18 protein-coding genes are annotated in these 16,495 nt (G+C 47.9%); 5 read left to right on the plus strand and 13 right to left on the minus strand.

Going from position 1 to position 16,495, the window contains the following annotated elements:
- Positions 1-19: 19 nt before the first annotated feature.
- Together FD960_RS07375 and pmbA are read right to left on the minus strand one after the other, a co-directional pair.
- Positions 20-1,102, minus strand: coding sequence for a TRAP transporter substrate-binding protein (locus FD960_RS07375; RefSeq protein ID WP_215298297.1), 1,083 nt, complete (start codon positions 1,100-1,102; stop codon positions 20-22).
- A gap of 30 nt (positions 1,103-1,132) precedes the next feature.
- Positions 1,133-2,479, minus strand: coding sequence for a metalloprotease PmbA (gene pmbA, locus FD960_RS07380; RefSeq protein WP_215298299.1), 1,347 nt, complete (start codon positions 2,477-2,479; stop codon positions 1,133-1,135).
- A gap of 26 nt (positions 2,480-2,505) precedes the next feature.
- Between pmbA and mog the strand changes: the two genes are divergently transcribed.
- Complete coding sequence (gene mog / locus FD960_RS07385) at positions 2,506-3,129, plus strand: molybdopterin adenylyltransferase (RefSeq protein ID WP_215298301.1); 624 nt, start codon at positions 2,506-2,508, stop codon at positions 3,127-3,129.
- Positions 3,130-3,167: 38 nt separating this feature from the next.
- Here mog and orn read toward each other — a convergent pair whose 3' ends face one another.
- Positions 3,168-3,767, minus strand: a complete 600-nt coding sequence (gene orn / locus FD960_RS07390; protein ID WP_215298303.1) for an oligoribonuclease — start codon at positions 3,765-3,767, stop codon at positions 3,168-3,170.
- A 15-nt stretch (positions 3,768-3,782) separates the two neighbouring features.
- On the opposite strand from orn, the gene FD960_RS07395 reads away from it, so the two are divergent.
- Together FD960_RS07395 and rsgA are read left to right on the plus strand one after the other, a co-directional pair.
- Positions 3,783-5,033, plus strand: a complete 1,251-nt coding sequence (locus tag FD960_RS07395; RefSeq protein ID WP_215298305.1) for a M48 family metallopeptidase — start codon at positions 3,783-3,785, stop codon at positions 5,031-5,033.
- A 15-nt stretch (positions 5,034-5,048) separates the two neighbouring features.
- Positions 5,049-6,062 carry a ribosome small subunit-dependent GTPase A gene (gene rsgA / locus FD960_RS07400; protein ID WP_215298306.1) on the plus strand — a complete coding sequence of 338 codons (1,014 nt, stop codon included), beginning with the start codon at positions 5,049-5,051 and terminating at the stop codon, positions 6,060-6,062.
- Here the strand turns inward: rsgA and FD960_RS07405 are convergent.
- The 6 genes from FD960_RS07405 to rpsP all read right to left on the minus strand — a co-directional run bounded on the left by FD960_RS07405 (position 6,007) and on the right by rpsP (position 9,945).
- The gene (locus FD960_RS07405; RefSeq protein WP_215298307.1) at positions 6,007-6,966 is read right to left on the minus strand and encodes a CobD/CbiB family protein; all 960 of its coding nucleotides are present in this window, start codon (positions 6,964-6,966) and stop codon (positions 6,007-6,009) included. The two genes, rsgA and FD960_RS07405, sit on opposite strands and share 56 nt — an antisense overlap.
- Entirely contained in the window at positions 6,963-7,700 is a 738-nt protein-coding gene (locus tag FD960_RS07410; RefSeq protein ID WP_215298308.1) for a CoA pyrophosphatase, read from the minus strand. The genes FD960_RS07405 and FD960_RS07410 overlap by 4 nt, the downstream gene beginning before the upstream one ends.
- A gap of 63 nt (positions 7,701-7,763) precedes the next feature.
- Positions 7,764-8,153 (minus strand): 50S ribosomal protein L19, encoded by a 390-nt coding sequence (gene rplS, locus FD960_RS07415; protein ID WP_215298309.1) that lies wholly within the window; start codon positions 8,151-8,153, stop codon positions 7,764-7,766.
- A gap of 126 nt (positions 8,154-8,279) precedes the next feature.
- Complete coding sequence (gene trmD, locus FD960_RS07420) at positions 8,280-9,026, minus strand: tRNA (guanosine(37)-N1)-methyltransferase TrmD (RefSeq protein WP_215298310.1); 747 nt, start codon at positions 9,024-9,026, stop codon at positions 8,280-8,282.
- Between the two features lie 16 nt (positions 9,027-9,042).
- Positions 9,043-9,606 (minus strand): ribosome maturation factor RimM, encoded by a 564-nt coding sequence (gene rimM / locus FD960_RS07425; RefSeq protein ID WP_215298311.1) that lies wholly within the window; start codon positions 9,604-9,606, stop codon positions 9,043-9,045.
- Between the two features lie 93 nt (positions 9,607-9,699).
- Positions 9,700-9,945, minus strand: a complete 246-nt coding sequence (gene rpsP / locus FD960_RS07430) for a 30S ribosomal protein S16 (RefSeq protein ID WP_215298312.1) — start codon at positions 9,943-9,945, stop codon at positions 9,700-9,702.
- Positions 9,946-10,192: 247 nt separating this feature from the next.
- On the opposite strand from rpsP, the gene FD960_RS07435 reads away from it, so the two are divergent.
- Together FD960_RS07435 and FD960_RS07440 are read left to right on the plus strand one after the other, a co-directional pair.
- The gene (locus FD960_RS07435; RefSeq protein ID WP_215298313.1) at positions 10,193-10,723 is read left to right on the plus strand and encodes an META domain-containing protein; all 531 of its coding nucleotides are present in this window, start codon (positions 10,193-10,195) and stop codon (positions 10,721-10,723) included.
- Between the two features lie 37 nt (positions 10,724-10,760).
- Positions 10,761-11,207: a hypothetical protein gene (locus FD960_RS07440; protein WP_215298315.1), complete on the plus strand. Its 447-nt coding sequence runs from the start codon at positions 10,761-10,763 to the stop codon at positions 11,205-11,207.
- A gap of 41 nt (positions 11,208-11,248) precedes the next feature.
- Here FD960_RS07440 and FD960_RS07445 read toward each other — a convergent pair whose 3' ends face one another.
- The 4 genes from FD960_RS07445 to FD960_RS07460 are packed head-to-tail and all read right to left on the minus strand — an operon-like array spanning position 11,249 to position 16,474.
- On the minus strand, positions 11,249-13,036 hold the full coding sequence (locus FD960_RS07445) for an acyl-CoA dehydrogenase (RefSeq protein ID WP_215298317.1): 1,788 nt from the start codon (positions 13,034-13,036) through the stop codon (positions 11,249-11,251).
- 40 nt (positions 13,037-13,076) lie between these two features.
- Positions 13,077-14,012, minus strand: a complete 936-nt coding sequence (locus tag FD960_RS07450; RefSeq protein WP_215298319.1) for an electron transfer flavoprotein subunit alpha/FixB family protein — start codon at positions 14,010-14,012, stop codon at positions 13,077-13,079.
- Positions 14,013-14,762 carry an electron transfer flavoprotein subunit beta/FixA family protein gene (locus tag FD960_RS07455; protein ID WP_215298321.1) on the minus strand — a complete coding sequence of 250 codons (750 nt, stop codon included), beginning with the start codon at positions 14,760-14,762 and terminating at the stop codon, positions 14,013-14,015.
- A gap of 59 nt (positions 14,763-14,821) precedes the next feature.
- The gene (locus tag FD960_RS07460) at positions 14,822-16,474 is read right to left on the minus strand and encodes an acyl-CoA synthetase (protein ID WP_215298323.1); all 1,653 of its coding nucleotides are present in this window, start codon (positions 16,472-16,474) and stop codon (positions 14,822-14,824) included.
- Between the last annotated feature and the right edge of the window lie 21 nt (positions 16,475-16,495).

A 16,495-nucleotide genomic window follows, 5' to 3' on the forward strand; every position in this document is an offset into this window, starting at 1 on the left:
ACCCACCTCAATCGCCAGATCAAAGCTTCTTAGCAAAACTGTATTGCGCGAACGCTTGCTCTGCCACGCCAAACCACTGCGCTTCCATATTTCTAAAGACGCGATAATCTTCAAAGATTTTCTTGAACTGCGGATTTTTAGCAGACTCTTCAGCATAAGTTTCTTGGGCCGCCTTGAAGCAAGCATCCATTACCGAGGTATTGAATTTACGCAGCACGGCTCCACTCTGCAGTAGGCGCTGTAAAGCAGGTGGATTCAGGGCATCGTATTTAGCGCACATATCCGTGTGAGCCTCAAAACAAGCGGCTTGCCAAGCGGCCTGATATGCAGGTGGCAAGGAATCCCATTGCTTCTTATTAACTAAGAAAGATAATCCAGCAGCACCCTCCCAGAAGGCAGGGTAATAGTAATTCTTGGCCACTTTCGCCAAACCGAGTTTTTCATCGTCATATGGCCCCACAAATTCAGCGGCATCAATCGTGCCTTTTTCGAGAGCGGAGTAAATTTCACCGGCTGGCAACTGCTGCGGAACAACACCTAACTTGGATAGGACCTGACCAGCAAACCCCGCTATACGAAATTTCAAGCCCTTGAGATCCTCTGGAGACTTAATCTCTTTGCGGAACCAGCCACCCATCTGAGTACCGGTTTGACCGCCCAAGAAATTCACAATGTTGTAGCTGGCGTAGAGTTCACGCATCAACTTCATACCATTACCGTGCAACATCCATGCGGATTGTTGACGCGCTGTCATACCAAAAGGGGCGGCAGTATCAAAGATGAAGGCGCTATTTTTTCCGATGTAGTAATAGCTGGCTGTATGACCACATTCCACGGTGCCGTTTTGAACTGCATCCAAAACTTGCAAAGCAGGAACCACCTCTCCCGCAGCGAAAACCTTCACATTAAACTTACCGTCTGTGGCCTTACGTAGCGCGTTAGCAAACACCTCAGGGGTGCCATATAAAGTATCTAAGGATTTAGGGAAGCTAGATACCAAGCGCCAATTCAGGGTTGGCAAGCTCTGCGCAATTGCAGGGGCAGCCAATGCCGCAGCGCCTGCACCTAAAGTTGCTTTCTTTAAAAAGGAACGTCTTTGCATTACTCTCTCCTCCAAAATATATTTTTTGTTTTATTTACCACCAACTGTCATTGACCCAATGAGAATAGAGCCAGTTTCCTTAGTGCCACGGATCAATGAATCGCTGCCAATCATCTGAATATCCAGCAGCATATCGCGTAAATTACTGGCAATCGTAATCCCCTCTACCGGGTACTGGATCTCTCCGTTCTCAACCCAATAACCAAAGGCGCCACGAGAATAATCTCCAGTGACATAGTTCACGCCCTGCCCCATTAACTCAGTCACTAACAATCCAGTGCCCATCTCCTTTAAGAGTGCAGGCAATCCACCTTTGGGTGATTTGCGACTTTGTAATGTGAGGTGATGTGAACCGCCAGCATTGCCAGTGGTTTTCATGCCGAGCTTGCGCGCGGAATACGTGGATAAGAAATAACCTTGCAAAATACCTTTATCCACTACAGTTCGAGCGGAGGTCTTCACACCCTCCTCGTCAAACGGCGCACTGCCCGTCATGGATTTGAGGTGAGGATTTTCAAACAGACTGACATGCTTCGGTAGAACCTGCTTACCTAAGCTATCTAATAAAAAGCTCGAGCGACGATACAGCGATCCACCCGATACCGCCTGAACCAAACCGCCCAACAAACCGGCAGCCAATGGGGCTTCAAAAATGACTGGGCAACGGCGCGTAGTTAACGATCTCGCCTTAAGACGTGACAGCGCGCGCTCTGCCGCATATTTACCAATTGCGGCTGGATCAGCCAGCTCCTCAGGGATCCGCGAGCTTGAATACCAATCATCTCTTTGCATGAGGGACTTTTTTCCGCCTTCACTTGCAATTGGTGCGCAAGAAATATAGTGGCGCGAAAAAGGGTAACCACCCATAAATCCATGGCTAGTCCCCATCATGAAATGCGCATGATGGGCCGACACTGAAGCGCCATCACTATTTTGAATTTGCTTGCTCACCGCAAATGCCGCGCCCTCAGCACTTCGCGCAATATCGATTGCAGTCGCAGAATCTAAATTCCAAGGATGAAACAAATCTAGATCTAACGGATGCTTTTCTAGAAGCTCTTTTTCTGCCGGCCCAGCGCAAACATCTTCCGCCGTGTGTTGAGCAATGTGGTACGCAGCCTCCACGGTAGCGCGCAAAGAGTCTTTAGAAAAATCGCTAGTACTGGCGTTACCGCGACGATGACCCAAAAACACGGTTACCCCAACTTGCTTATCCAGACTTTGCTCGATGGTCTCGACCTCGCCCTTACGCACGGTTACCGACAGGCCCTGCCCCTCAGAAATCTCGGCTACAGCATCAGAGGCACCCCTTCTTTTGGCCTCTTTAAGCATGAAATCAACGATTTCTTGAAACTGATTTGATGAGTATGTAAACATGCCCTAATAATAGCTAGAATAGAAACATGAAGCATACCGAAGCCTGGAAACGATCCACCCCCAATGAAATTAAAATTGGCCTGATCTCGGTCTCAGACAGAGCGAGTAAGGGCGTGTACAACGATGAGGGAATCCCAGCCCTACAAACCTGGCTCCAAAGCGCTTTAAGCACCCCCTGCGTGTTCCATGAGCGCCTCATAGCCGATGAACGGGAAGTGATTACCGAAACGATCGTGGAACTATGTGACGAACTTGGCTGCGATTTAATCCTCACTACAGGCGGCACAGGCCCATCCCGCAGAGATGTGAGCCCTGAGGCCACCCTAGATGCGGGAACCCGTGAAATGCCCGGATTTGGCGAGCAAATGCGTCAAATTAGCCTGCGTTTCGTACCAACGGCTATTTTGTCCCGCCAAACCGCGGTTTTACGAGAAATCGAGGGGCATACAGCGTTAGTGATCAACCTGCCCGGTCAACCCAAATCGATCAAGGAGACGCTGGAAGGATTAAAAGATACCGAAGGCAAATCGATTGTCCCTGGCATCTTTGCCGCCGTGCCGTATTGCATCGACCTGATTGGAGGTCCTTATATTGAGACTAATGAGTCCATCATCAAGGCCTTCAGACCCAAAAGCGCAATCAAGAAATAAATAGACCCGCGTTGCGGGTCTATTTACAAATCTTTTGCTTATGCCAAAGCCTGCCCTGGCAAGGGGACAATAAATTTCTCTCGGTAGTATTTCAGCTCTTCAATTGACTCTTCAATGTCAGCCAAGGCGGTATGAGCCTGCTTCTTTGTAAAACCTTTCACCAACTCGGGATGCCAGCGCTTACAAAGCTCTTTCAGAGTAGAAACGTCGACATTTCGATAATGAAAGAAGGCCTCGAGTTTTGGCATGTATTTCGCCATAAAACGCCTGTCTTGACCAATCGTATTGCCGCACATTGGAGCAATACCGGGCTTGATGTATTTCTTTAGAAAGGCAATGCACTCAGCCTCGACAGCTGCCTCATTCAAAGTGGATAGCTTGACCTTGTCGATTAAGCCAGATCGACCGTGGGTACCTTTATTCCAGGCGTCCATAGCATCTAGCAAGGCATCTTCTTGGTGAACCACCCAAACAGGTGCAGTAGCAATCGTATTGAGATGTGCATCGGTAACGATGATGGCAATCTCCAAAATACGCTCTTTTTCAGGGTCTAAACCGGACATCTCCATATCCACCCAAATCAGGTGTTCATTAGCTGGCGCCGTCTTTGTAGCTGGGGTACTTGTTTTTTCACTCATATCTATAATCATCTCATGACATTCACTATTGTTTTTTTAATTGCCTTCATTGCTAGCTTCGGTCTTCGCCACTGGTTATCCCAACGCCAAATTCGTCATGTCGCTCAGCATCGCGATTTAGTCCCCTCGGAATTCGCATCCCAAATCACTTTGGCTAAACATCAAAAAGCTGCCGACTATACGATTGCCAAACTTCGACTCGGTATTTTAGAGAATGGTGTCAGCGCCGTCATTTTGATCGCATTTACCCTTTTAGGTGGATTACAGATTCTCAATATAGCCCTGCTGCAATTGCTAGGGGAAGGTATTGCCCAACAGATTGCCTTACTCGTATCTATCGCGTTAATTTCCGGAATCATTGACCTCCCCTTCTCCTGGTACAAGCAGTTCCACCTTGAGGAGCGCTTTGGCTTTAATCGCATGAATAAGAAACTCTTCTTCAGCGACATGTTCAAGGGCTTAGGAGTTGGCGGTGCAATCGGCATTCCACTTCTTTGGGCAATTCTCAGTCTGATGGCTCAAGCAGGCGATCTATGGTGGCTTTGGGCTTGGGGCGTTCTCACCGCCTTTAGCCTCTTAATGCAATGGATCTTCCCAACCTTTATCGCACCTATTTTTAATAAATTCGAGGCACTTGAAGATGGTCCACTCAAAACTCAAATCGAAGCCTTGCTAAAACGATGTGACTTTGCAAGCCAAGGCCTTTTTGTTATGGACGGCAGCAAACGTAGCGCGCATGGCAATGCATTTTTTGCTGGTATGGGAAAAGCGAAGCGCATTGTCTTTTTCGATACCTTGATTGAAAAACTGAACCCCGGCGAAGTAGAAGCCGTGCTTGCACATGAACTCGGTCATTACAAATGCAACCATATTCGCAAGCGCTTGCTGGTGTCTTTTGCCTTGAGCTTTGCCATGTTCGCATTATTAGGATGGGTAAGCACTCAACCCTGGTTCTATAACGACCTAGGCGTAATGCCCAACCCCAACGGCTATAACGGTGGCTTAGCCCTAGCTTTGTTTATGCTGGTTTCGCCAGTCTTTAGCTTCTTCTTTACACCGCTTTCTAGCCTAGCCTCTCGCAAGCATGAATATGAGGCCGATGGCTTTGCAGCAGATAAATCTTCTGCGGCTAACTTAATTACCGCATTGGTAAAGCTCTATCAGGACAACGCCTCCACCCTAACGCCGGATCCAATATATACCGCCTTTTATAGTTCGCATCCGCCTGCTCCATTGCGGATTGCAAACCTCAAGCGATTCAATTAAGAACACCAAGACCTCATGGAACAATTCCGCGCGCTACTTACCGCCTCCTATGGAAGGCATTACTTAGCGCAGCGCTTGGTTAAAGATGAGCGCGGCAATGAGTCTCCTGCTGGAGAATTAATTCAGGTAAGTACTCCGGCAAAACAACATATCGGCGCAGTAGGCGACAAGATGTTGCTCGAAATGACATCAGCAGATCAAGCGCGCATCATCCATATTGAGCCGAGAGAAAACTTGCTCTACCGCTCAGATGCATTCAAAAGTAAATTGATCGCCTCAAACGTAGATCAAATATTAGTAGTGCTCGCCACACAACCCGCTTTCTCTCCTGACCTGTTAGGCAGAGCGGTAGTTGCTGCTGAGGCCAACCAAATTGGTCTACATATTCTGCTCAATAAATGCGATCTCAAAGATAATTTAGAACACGCACGAAAAATCATTGCGCCCTATGCGCGCATGGGCTATCCCGTTACAGAAGTATCAGCCAAGTTTGATGAGGCATCCATAGAGGCTTTGCGCCCGGACATTCAAGGAAAAGTTTCTGTGTTCGTTGGGCAATCCGGCATGGGCAAATCCAGCCTCCTAAATGCGTGGGTCCCTAATGCCGCAGCCATCACCCAAGAGTACTCGGTGCGTCTCGATACCGGCAAACACACCACTACCGCATGCCGCTACTTTGAGCTTCCTGAAGCATGGGGTCGAGATGCGACTGGGAAATTGGGTGCCCTCATTGACTCTCCAGGCTTCCAAGAATTTGGTCTAGCGCATATGTCGGTGAGTGAGTTAGAGCATGCCTTCAGAGAGTTTCATGACTTGCTTGGCAAGTGCCGCTTTCATAATTGCGCGCACCAATCCGAGCCTGATTGCGCGATTCGCGATGCGGTAGATAGAAATGAAATAGCGCCAGAAAGGCTGGCGCTATTTAGACAATTGCGCTCCGACTCAAAGACAGCCGATACGCAGATTCAAGGAATTAGCCAAGCCAAAGAGCGATGGTCAGCATTAACAATAAAGCCATCCAAGCGATAACTAAGCGCCACACCAAACCTACGGCAGAGCGCATGGTGCGCTCGTTGGGCTCAAGACCTACCTCGTAAACCACAGGCTCACCAGCTTCAGCCATACGCAAAGCCTCATCACTATCCGGCTCGCTCATAGGCTCCCCCAAGCGAACGCCGAGAGCGCCACTGCCTGAAGCAAGAATCACAGCCGATAAAGAGTCAGCCCATTTCCCGGTCAGGTGACGCCATGAATACAAAGCACCTTCGAAGTTGCCGACGATCGCAAAACCCATCGCAGTGATACGCGCAGGGATCCAATCCAATACATAGAAGAAATGACGGGCTGCCTCGCTCAAATTGAAGTCGCCTTTTTCAGACCAGCGCTGAGCAGCAGTATCAGCCAAGCGATACAAGACTACACCAGCAGGACCCATTGGCATCAAGAACCAGAACAGCACGCCGAATACATGGTGGTGTGAACCAATGATGGCGCGCTCTAGAGCTAAGGAAATCACCTCAGTCTCAGTGAGATTTGATGCGTCTAGTTCAGGGCCATACCACTCCGCCAAAGCCAGACGTGCTGCAGGCAAGTCATGGTTTGCAATGGCTTCATGGACCAAGGTAAAGGAATGACTAAATTGACGGAAACCAAAAAATAAATAAGCGATCAATACGTTCCATAGGAAACCTAAAATTGGAAAGGTCACCATGAATACAACGTAGAGCACAAATACCAAAAATGTTGGGAGTATGAATGCAACCAGACAGGCCATACGCGCGCCAACTGGGCTTGCACCTTCCTCAGTCTTGCCACCGAACTCACCAGCGACCCAATCTAACCAGCGGGCACTAATGCGCGCAATCCAATGCGTTGAAGTCACCGGACGATATTGTTCGGCAATCAGGGCGAAGAGAATAGAAAAGAAAGTCATACTTTTAATAAATGGTAAAGGTTACGCAACATTCCAGCAGTGGCGCCCCAGATAAAACGATTCTCATAGGGCATTGAATAAAACCGACGACTACCTTGATCACTCTCCCAGACCCGCACTTGATGATTTGCTGGATCCATTAAAAAATGTAAAGGCACTTCAAAAACATCCGCAACTTCAAAAGCATCTAAGACATATTCTGCCTGAGGTTTAACCAATCCCACAACTGGCGTCACACTATAGCCCGAAACAGTTAAATACTGCGGCAAATGACCCAGGATCTCCACACCTTCTCGATGTAGCCCAATCTCCTCCTCACTCTCCCTCAGAGCGGTTTCGTTGGGATTCAGATCCTCAGGGTCCATGCGACCACCTGGAAAGCTAATTTGACCCGCATGATCATGTAAATGGTCAGTTCGTTGGGTTAATAACACTGACAATCCTTCAGTCTTGAGTACTAATGGAATCAAGACCGCTGCCCGGGTAATTTTGCCAGCAGCCTGTCGCCTAGCAATGATGTCGGCAGCAATCACATGGCGATTTTCATCAGTAATTTCCGGCTGCCAAACTGGAGGGTTCTGAAAGCGGCTCTTAATTCCCAGTGGCTGCAAATATTCCTCCCCCACCCTTGACTGACCAATACAAACCTGGGCAATCGGAATTGCCTGCGCATCAAAACCCGCGGGCACCGCAACACTGAAAGTCTGTTCCTGAGGGTTGGATTTTTGAGTCATGGGCTTATTTTAGGGTAATAAAAAAGGCGACCTAGGCCGCCTTTCTTCGCATTAAAGCAATGCTTATGCAGCAGTTGGAGTAGCAACCTTACGAGCAGGTAACTTCTCTTTAATACGTGCAGACTTACCAGAACGATCACGCAAGTAGTACAACTTCGCGCGACGTACATCACCGCGACGTTTCACTTCAATACTAGCGATCAGTGGAGAGTAAGTTTGGAATGTACGCTCTACACCTTCGCCAGATGAAATCTTACGAACGATAAAGCTAGAGTTCAGTCCGCGATTGCGCTTAGCAATCACAACGCCTTCAAAGGCCTGGGTACGCTTACGTGTACCTTCAACTACGTTTACACCAACAATTACAGTGTCGCCAGGAGCAAAACTTGGAAGTGTTTTGTTGGCGCTTAAGCGAGCAATTTCTTCTTGCTCAATTTTTTCGATCAAATTCATTATTAATCCTTAAACATCTTGTCAGCGTTTAATCCCGAGACATTCATCAACGGACCAGACAGAGGATGCAGTTAAAACCATTTCACTAAATCAAAATACAAACTTTTAATTCGACACTGCAATCACTCACAGCGTACGAAGAAATTGCTCATCTTCTTTACTTAGCAACCCATTAGCTCTTGCTGATTTAATTAAATCAGGTCTGAGCCTTAGCGTCAGCTCTAAAGACTTCTGCCGACGCCAATCCGCTATTTTAGCGTGATGTCCGCCTAAAAGCACGTCCGGAACCGATAAATTTTCATATATTTCAGGGCGAGTGTAGTGGGGGTAGTCCAAAAGCCCATTGATAAAGCTATCCTGAACCGCAGATTCGCCATCCCCCAAGGCCCCAGGTATAAGGCGAATCACCGCATCCATCATCGTCATGGCCGGTAATTCACCCCCAGAAACCACAAAATCACCTATAGAAAGCTGTAAATCGATATTTCGATCGATAAACCTCTGATCAACAGCCTCATATCGACCACAAATAAAGGTTAAATTTCGATAACTGAGGATATCTGTCGCCATCTTCTGGGAAAATGTTTCACCCTGAGGCGCCAGAAGACAAATTGGGCCGGAAGTAATATTTTGAGCGTGATGCACCTCTTTAACGGCGGATATCGTATCTTCGAGGGGCTTTATCATCATGACCATGCCTGGACCACCGCCATAGGCTCGGTCATCCACAGTCTTACGGGGATCAGAACAATAATCCCGGGGATTCCATAAATTGACACTAGCAAGGCCCTGCTCGCATGCTCGTCCCGTGATACCCCACTGCGTTAAGGCAGAGAACATTTCGGGGAATAAGGTCACAACATCAAAGCGCATAGTAGGGACTAAGAAGTTACCAGTCAGGCTGCCAATCGATTGTAAGAAGACGATTCGGTAAATCAACGCTTTGCACCACCTCCTTAACAAAAGGAACTAGCTGCTTCACCATTTTGGTTTGGGCATCGCCGATAGCGATAACCCCATGGGCTCCGTTGTCAGTGACATCAATCACTTCGCCAAGATCATCGCCTTGCAGATCAATCGCCTTGCAACCAATCAAATCAACCCAGTAATAACTATCGCTATCAGTTTTTGGAAAGACGTTGCGCCCAAGCAAAATGCGCGCACCCTTTAAAGCTTCAGCTTGGTCGCGATCGGTAATGCCATCCAAAGCCATCACTACCGTGCCACTATGCATCTTGGCTTGCTTCACTTTGTAAAGCGTGAGTGACGCTTGCTCATGAGATGCAGCAACACCCGCACTCCGACGAGGAATGAGAGATAACCAAATTTCTTTGCTGGATAAGAGGGCTACTGGATCAGATGAATGAGGGCGAACCTTGATCTGACCTTGCAAGCCTTGAGCGTCTTGTACTGCTCCGAGCTCAATCAAGTCACTTAGGGAAGGCGTACTCATATTGAATTCACCTCAACTCCCCAAATAACACTACAAATCAATTCTGCTACCAAAGACTTTTTCGCGGAGATAAAGTCTTTGGAATTGAAGTCTTTAGACTGCAGGATTGCTTTTGATCAAACGAACAACTGTTGGAGAAATTTGCGCACCAACGCCAGTCCAGTAAGTCAAACGATCTTGAGCAATACGCATTGCTTGCTCTGTAGACGCTGCTTGTGGATTGAAGTAACCAATACGCTCGATAAAGTTCGAGTCGCGACGATTGCGCTTGTCTGTAGCCACGATGCTATAAAAAGGGCGCTTCTTTGAACCGCCGCGTGCCAGTCGAATGACGACCATACTTATTCCTTAAAATCTAAAATGAAAACAGGTTGATTACAACCCAATGAAATTACTACAAAATCTTGGACTCCAACTAACCGAGCAAATTAACAAAACAAATGTACGGTATAGCGGAAAACCTCATATTCTAGACGAAAACCCCTACTTGATCCACCTATTTAAGTCCTTGCACCGAATGCTTAGACGGTAGAATGGAAGCCAGTAATCGATCAAATAACCTTAAAAAACAATAACTTATAAAAATATGTCCCTGAAAATAGCCACTTTTAAGCCCTCTAGAAGCTCTACAAAAAGGCTATTTGTCACGATTTCCTGCTTGGGTTTAAGCCTGCTGACCGCCTGCGCCAATGTCATTCCACCCTGCAATGCCAAAATTAGCCCGCCCAGCGCTGAATTACGAAACACCAAATGGGAGCTCGTGCGCTGGAATCTGGCCCCGAACGCTAGGGGAGAAGTTCGCACCCGTCAAATCCCTCAAGGCGATAACGGCAACCCGATTCAACTGATTTTTGATGCGAGCGGCGAGCGTCTTAGTGGCTCGACTGGCTGTAATCGTTTTACAGCTCGTATCAGTGAAGATAGCCGCGGCTTTACGCTAGATCAAATCGCCAGCACAAAGATGGCGTGCTCCCCTGCCCGCATGGAATTAGAAAATGACTTTCTTTATGATCTCAATGATTACCGCAGCATTGTGCGCAATGGCGATCAGCTACTCATGATTGGTGCCGATCGTGAAGTGTTGAACTTCATGCAACGTAGCAACGCTGCAAAATAACTTGCCACACTAAACATATTCATCACTGAAAGTTAGAATGAAAAAATACAAATTACTTTTTTGCGCACTGGGATTATTTTTTCCAGGCGCTGGATTGAACTGTTTTTATTTGCAAGGCCCAAAATCTTTCTGGGGCTGGACTCAACTACTCGCATGCATCGGCGGTATCGCTGGTTGGCTCATACTGAGAGATGCTCACTTTCACTCAGCTCCAGGCTGGATACTCGTTACCTTCGGATTTATTACGCTTGAAGCAAGCTGGTTAACAACAATTGCGTTTGGTTTGCGCCCTGATGAAAAATGGGATGCGCAGTTCAACCCAGGAATAACCCCTGAAAGATCTACTCAGTCAGGATGGCCAGTAGTCTTAACTGTCATTTTTTCGCTGGTCTTAGGTGCAGGCTTCATGATGACATTCCTCGCCATTGCGTTTGAGCAATTCTTTATTTCGCAGCTCCAGGAAGCAAAAAAGCTATCCCAGTAATGCAGATAGCTTTTTAAATTGCATTACAGCAGCACTAAGATTTAAAACTGCTCCGCTGTGAGTGCATTTGTGGAATACCCGCTTTCCAGAATTGAAGTTGCCAAAGCTTGGGCTTGCGGCAATGTATTTTCCGCAAAGAATCGCGCAGTTGCAATCTTAGCGTCAAAGAAGTTTGGATCACTCTCGCGCAAAGCTTGAGAGGCGAGTAAGGCTCGCGCCATCTGCCATGCACCCAGCACCAAACCACAGAGCCGTAAGTATGCGCAGCTGCCTGCGTATACGGCTTTAATATCGGTCTTTGCATTCGCTACGATGTAGGCAACAGCGGATTCAAATGCTTGCCGAGCCGCTATTAATTGCTTGAGTACCGCCTTCGCATCTTCGGTTCCACTAGCGGCAAGATCTTTTTCAGTCTGCGCAATCTTATCGGCCAGTGACTTGGCAATGGCTCCACCATCACGTACGGTTTTTCTACCAATTAAATCATTTGCCTGAATCGCCGTGGTGCCTTCATAGATAGTCAAAATACGGGCGTCACGGTAGTGCTGCGCAGCACCAGTCTCCTCAATAAAGCCCATGCCACCATGCACCTGAACGCCCAAGCTAGCAACCTCAATCGACATTTCAGTGGAGAAGCCCTTCACGATCGGAACTAGGAACTCGTAAATAGCCTGACTCTCCTTTCGCGCCACTTCGTCTGGAGCGGCATGCTGAGCATCGTAGGCTGCAGCAGCGTAATACGCCAAAGCACGAGAAGCTTCAGTGTAAGCGCGCATGGTCATGAGCATGCGCTTCACATCCGGTTGCTCAATAATCGCAACGGGACCAGGGGAACCCGTCAAGTCGCGACTCTGCACACGATCCTTTGCGTACTGAACTGCCTTTTGATAGGCGCGCTCAGCTACCGCAATGCCTTGCATGCCGACAGCAAAGCGAGCGGCATTCATCATCACAAACATGTATTCCAGTCCACGATTTTCTTCGCCAACTAAATAACCAATCGCACCACCATGATCACCAAACTGCAATACCGCGGTTGGACTCGCTTTAATCCCAAGCTTATGCTCAATTGATACGCAATGAACATCATTGCGCTCACCCAATGAACCGTCGGCATTGACTAAAAATTTCGGCACTACAAATAATGAAATTCCTTTAACACCTTCAGGAGCATCAGGCGTTCTCGCCAAAACGAGATGGACAATATTCTTTGCCATGTCGTGTTCGCCGTAGGTAATAAAAATCTTGGTAGCAAAAATTTTGTATGTGCCATTGCCTTCAGGCACGGCACGTGCACGCACCATGGATAAATCTGAACCGGCCTGAGGCTCAGTGAGGCACATGGAACCAGTCCACTCGCCAGAAATCATGTTTGGAACAAATTGCTCCTGCAGCTCTGGACTTGCCGCAGTCAGCAAAGCCTCAATAGCTCCATCAGTCAACATAGGACATAAAGCAAATGACAAGCTAGCGGAGTGAACCATCTCAAAGCAAGCGGTCGCAATTAACTTGGGCAAGCCCTGTCCACCAAACTGCGCGGGATGAACAACACCTTGCCAACCTGCCGCAGCAAACTGTTCAAATGCTTCTTTAAACCCAGGCGTAGTGGTGACTACGCCATCTTTTAAAGAGCTGGGGTTTTGATCGCCCGACCAATTGAGGGGCGCTACAACATCTTGGTTAAATTTTGCGGACTCTTCCAGGATCGCCGGGGCTAAATCTATATCTGCCCCTGCTTCAGCATAAGAGGGATACGCAACCACATCTGATAGCCCAGCTAATTCGTTCATCACAAACAGCATATCTTTCACTGGGGCTACGTATGGCATAACTACTCCTATGGATTAGACAGATGGCAAATTAAATTTCTTAAGCGAGTAAATTCGTGAGCTCTGGAACGGCCGTATTCAGATCTGCAACTAAACCGTAATCGGCAACACTAAAAATTGGTGCTTCTGGGTCTTTGTTGATTGCGACGATTACTTTGGAGTCTTTCATACCCGCTAAATGCTGAATCGCACCAGAGATACCTACTGCGATATACAACTGGGGAGCAACAATCTTGCCAGTCTGGCCTACCTGATAGTCGTTCGGAACATAACCAGCATCTACTGCAGCACGGGATGCACCCAAGGCAGCACCGAGCTTGTCGGCTAACGGCACCACAATCTCTTGATACTTCTCACCAGAACCTAAACCGCGACCACCAGATACGATGATTTTGGCAGCAGTGAGCTCCGGACGATCTGATTTGGTCAACTCACGGCCTACAAAGGATGACTTGCCAGTAGAGTCAGCTGCAGTAGCTTTTTCTACAGCAGCAGAGCCACCTATAGCAGCTACTGGATCAAAACCAGTTGTGCGAACAGTAATGACTTTGACCGGGTCGGCGCTTTGCACAGTGGCAATCGCATTACCTGCGTAGATTGGACGCTCGAAAGTATCAGCAGAAATAACTTTAGTGATGTCAGATAACTGCGCTACATCTAACTTAGCAGCAACACGTGGCAATACATTCTTACCATTAGCAGTTGCTGGAGCGAGAATATGGCTATAGCCACCTGCGATCGAGAGGATCTGCGCAGCCAAAGGCTCGGCCAATTGGTCGGCTAGGGCTGGAGAATCTACTTGGATGACCTTACGCACACCAGCAATTTGCGCAGCGGCGCTTGCAGCAGCATCAGAATTATTTCCAGCTACAAGAACATCTACCTCCGGTGAGCAGAGTAACGCAGCTGCTACTGCATTGAGAGTAGCTGCCTTCAATGATTGATTGTCATGCTCAGCAATAACAAGTGCGGCCATTTAGATCACCTTCGCTTCATTTTTTAATTTATCAACAAGAGCCGCTACATCAGCAACCATCACACCAGCAGAGCGCTTAGGAGGCTCCTCCACTTTGAGCGTTTTGAGGCGTGGCGCAATATCAACACTCAACTCTTCAGGCTTAATCACCTCAAGCGTCTTTTTCTTAGCCTTCATGATGTTCGGCAAAGTCACGTAGCGTGGCTCATTCAAACGCAAATCTGTCGTAATGACAGCGGGCAAGGTAATTGCAATAGTTTCTAAACCACCATCCACTTCACGCGTCACGCTGGCCTTACCATCAGCAACTACCACCTTGGAGGCGAAAGTTGCTTGGGGAATATCCATTAAGCTCGCCAACATCTGGCCAGTTTGATTGCTATCATCGTCAATTGCTTGCTTACCCAGAATAATGATTTGTGCTTGCTCTTTCTCGGAAAGGGCTTTGAGAATCTTGGCAACCGCTAATGGCTGCAACTCCGCATCGGTCTCCACCAAAATAGCACGATCAGCACCAATCGCTAAAGCCGTGCGCAAGGTTTCTTGGCACTGTGTTGGGCCAGCAGAAACAACCACTACTTCAGTAGCAACGCCAGCCTCTTTTAGTCGAACAGCCTCTTCAACAGCAATCTCATCAAAAGGGTTCATGCTCATTTTGACGTTTGCTAAATCTACACCCGAGTTATCGGACTTGACACGAATTTTGACGTTGTAGTCCACAACGCGTTTTGCCGCTACTAAGATCTTCATTATCGATTCTCTAATTTTTAGGTAACTATTTTATTTTATCCGCCCTGCACAGCTTCAGGCTAAACATCGATGGCGGTTGCCGAACCCGCCTGCTTACGCAATTCAAACTTCTGAATCTTGCCGGTAGAGGTCTTAGGAAGCTCCCCAAATACCACCGCTCTGGGCACCTTAAATCCTGCTAAGTGCTGCTTACAGTGCGCAACGATATCGGCCACCGTGACCTCAACACCCGGCTTAATCTCGAGGAAGGCGCAAGGAGTTTCACCCCACTTTGAATCTGGCTTAGCCACTACTGCGGCGGCAATCACGGCAGGATGGCGATAGAGCACATCTTCAACCTCCACGGAAGAGATATTTTCACCGCCAGAAATAATGATGTCTTTGCTGCGATCCTTCATCTTCACATAACCATCCGGGTTCATTACGGCTAAGTCGCCCGTATGAAACCAGCCGCCCTCAAACGCTTCTTTTGTAGCTGCCTCATTTTTGAGATAGCCCTTCATTGCGATATTGCCCTTGAACATAATTTCACCCATGGTTTCACCATCGGCTGGGACTGGCTCCATCGTTTCAGGATTGAGCACGGTAATAGCCTGTTGCATGTGATAACGCACACCCTGGCGTGCATTGAGTCGAGCTCTTTCGCCAATATCGACCTCATTCCAATCATCTTGCTTCACGCACACTGCGGCAGGTCCATAGACCTCTGTCAAGCCATACACATGAGTCAAGTCAAAGCCTAACTTTTCCATTCCCTCGATGATCGATGCTGGGGGCGCCGCTCCTGCAATTAAGCCTTTGACGCCAGCAGGAACGCCTTCTTTTAATTCATCCGGAGCATTGACTAGTAGGTTGTGCACAATCGGTGCCGCACAGTAATGTGTCACGCCATGATCTTTAATAGCGGCAAAAATATGCTGGGCATCAACCCTACGCAAACAGACATTAATGCCAGCTCGCGCGGCTACCGTCCATGGAAAACACCAGCCATTGCAATGGAACATCGGGAGCGTCCATAGGTATACAGGGTGCTTGTTAATATCCCAATCCAAGATATTCGAGACCGCGTTAATCGCAGCGCCACGGTGGTGATACACCACCCCTTTTGGATTGCCAGTAGTACCAGAGGTGTAGTTCAAGCAAATTGCTTGCCATTCATCTTCTGGAACCTTCAGCGCAAATTGAGAATCGCCTTCGGCCAAGAGTTTTTCATAGGCAAGTGAACCCAACTTCTCGCCGGGAACATCAAACTCTTTTTCCTCAACATCGATCACCAAGAACTCGCGCCCACTTTCCTTCTTTGCAATCTCGAGCGCTTTTTTCATCACCCCAGAAAATTCTGGATCCACGATGACAACCTTCGCCTCTCCATGATTTAACATAAAGGCAATTGATTCAGCATCAAGGCGCGTGTTCAAAGCATTGAGTACGGCACCCGCCATAGGAATGCCGAAGTGGGCCTCTACCATTGGTGGCGTGTTCGGCAACATCACTGCAACTGTGTCACCGAGACCAATGCCATGCTTTTGTAAAGCGCTTGCCAACCGGCGACAACGTTCATAGGTCTGACCCCAAGTCTGGCGCAACTTACCGTGAATAATTGCCAAGCGATCTGGATAGACTTCGGCGGATCTCTCTAAAAATAGCAATGGAGTAATTGGCGTGAAATTTGCTGAATTGCGCTCTAAACCTTGCTCAAAAATATTTGCCATATCTGCCTTGAATATTGTTCT

It is taken from the genome of Polynucleobacter sp. AP-Nino-20-G2 (assembly GCF_018688235.1).
GTDB lineage: Bacteria > Pseudomonadota > Gammaproteobacteria > Burkholderiales > Burkholderiaceae > Polynucleobacter.

Excerpts from the sequence above, each read along its gene's own strand:
- FD960_RS07435 (WP_215298313.1), top strand. The coding sequence starts at position 10,193 with ATGTCCCTGAAAATAGCCACTTTTAAGCCCTCTAGAAGCTCTACAAAA.
- FD960_RS07440 (WP_215298315.1), top strand. The coding sequence starts at position 10,761 with ATGAAAAAATACAAATTACTTTTTTGCGCACTGGGATTATTTTTTCCA.
- trmD (WP_215298310.1), bottom strand. The coding sequence starts at position 9,026 with ATGCGCTTTGATGTTGTGACCTTATTCCCCGAAATGTTCTCTGCCTTA.
- rplS (WP_215298309.1), bottom strand. The coding sequence starts at position 8,153 with ATGAATTTGATCGAAAAAATTGAGCAAGAAGAAATTGCTCGCTTAAGC.
- FD960_RS07405 (WP_215298307.1), bottom strand. The coding sequence starts at position 6,966 with ATGACTTTCTTTTCTATTCTCTTCGCCCTGATTGCCGAACAATATCGT.
- FD960_RS07445 (WP_215298317.1), bottom strand. The coding sequence starts at position 13,036 with ATGCCATACGTAGCCCCAGTGAAAGATATGCTGTTTGTGATGAACGAA.
- FD960_RS07375 (WP_215298297.1), bottom strand. The coding sequence starts at position 1,102 with ATGCAAAGACGTTCCTTTTTAAAGAAAGCAACTTTAGGTGCAGGCGCT.
- FD960_RS07395 (WP_215298305.1), top strand. The coding sequence starts at position 3,783 with ATGACATTCACTATTGTTTTTTTAATTGCCTTCATTGCTAGCTTCGGT.
- FD960_RS07455 (WP_215298321.1), bottom strand. The coding sequence starts at position 14,762 with ATGAAGATCTTAGTAGCGGCAAAACGCGTTGTGGACTACAACGTCAAA.
- rimM (WP_215298311.1), bottom strand. The coding sequence starts at position 9,606 with ATGAGTACGCCTTCCCTAAGTGACTTGATTGAGCTCGGAGCAGTACAA.
- rpsP (WP_215298312.1), bottom strand. The coding sequence starts at position 9,945 with ATGGTCGTCATTCGACTGGCACGCGGCGGTTCAAAGAAGCGCCCTTTT.
- rsgA (WP_215298306.1), top strand. The coding sequence starts at position 5,049 with ATGGAACAATTCCGCGCGCTACTTACCGCCTCCTATGGAAGGCATTAC.
- FD960_RS07460 (WP_215298323.1), bottom strand. The coding sequence starts at position 16,474 with ATGGCAAATATTTTTGAGCAAGGTTTAGAGCGCAATTCAGCAAATTTC.
- pmbA (WP_215298299.1), bottom strand. The coding sequence starts at position 2,479 with ATGTTTACATACTCATCAAATCAGTTTCAAGAAATCGTTGATTTCATG.
- mog (WP_215298301.1), top strand. The coding sequence starts at position 2,506 with ATGAAGCATACCGAAGCCTGGAAACGATCCACCCCCAATGAAATTAAA.
- FD960_RS07410 (WP_215298308.1), bottom strand. The coding sequence starts at position 7,700 with ATGACTCAAAAATCCAACCCTCAGGAACAGACTTTCAGTGTTGCGGTG.
- orn (WP_215298303.1), bottom strand. The coding sequence starts at position 3,767 with ATGAGTGAAAAAACAAGTACCCCAGCTACAAAGACGGCGCCAGCTAAT.
- FD960_RS07450 (WP_215298319.1), bottom strand. The coding sequence starts at position 14,012 with ATGGCCGCACTTGTTATTGCTGAGCATGACAATCAATCATTGAAGGCA.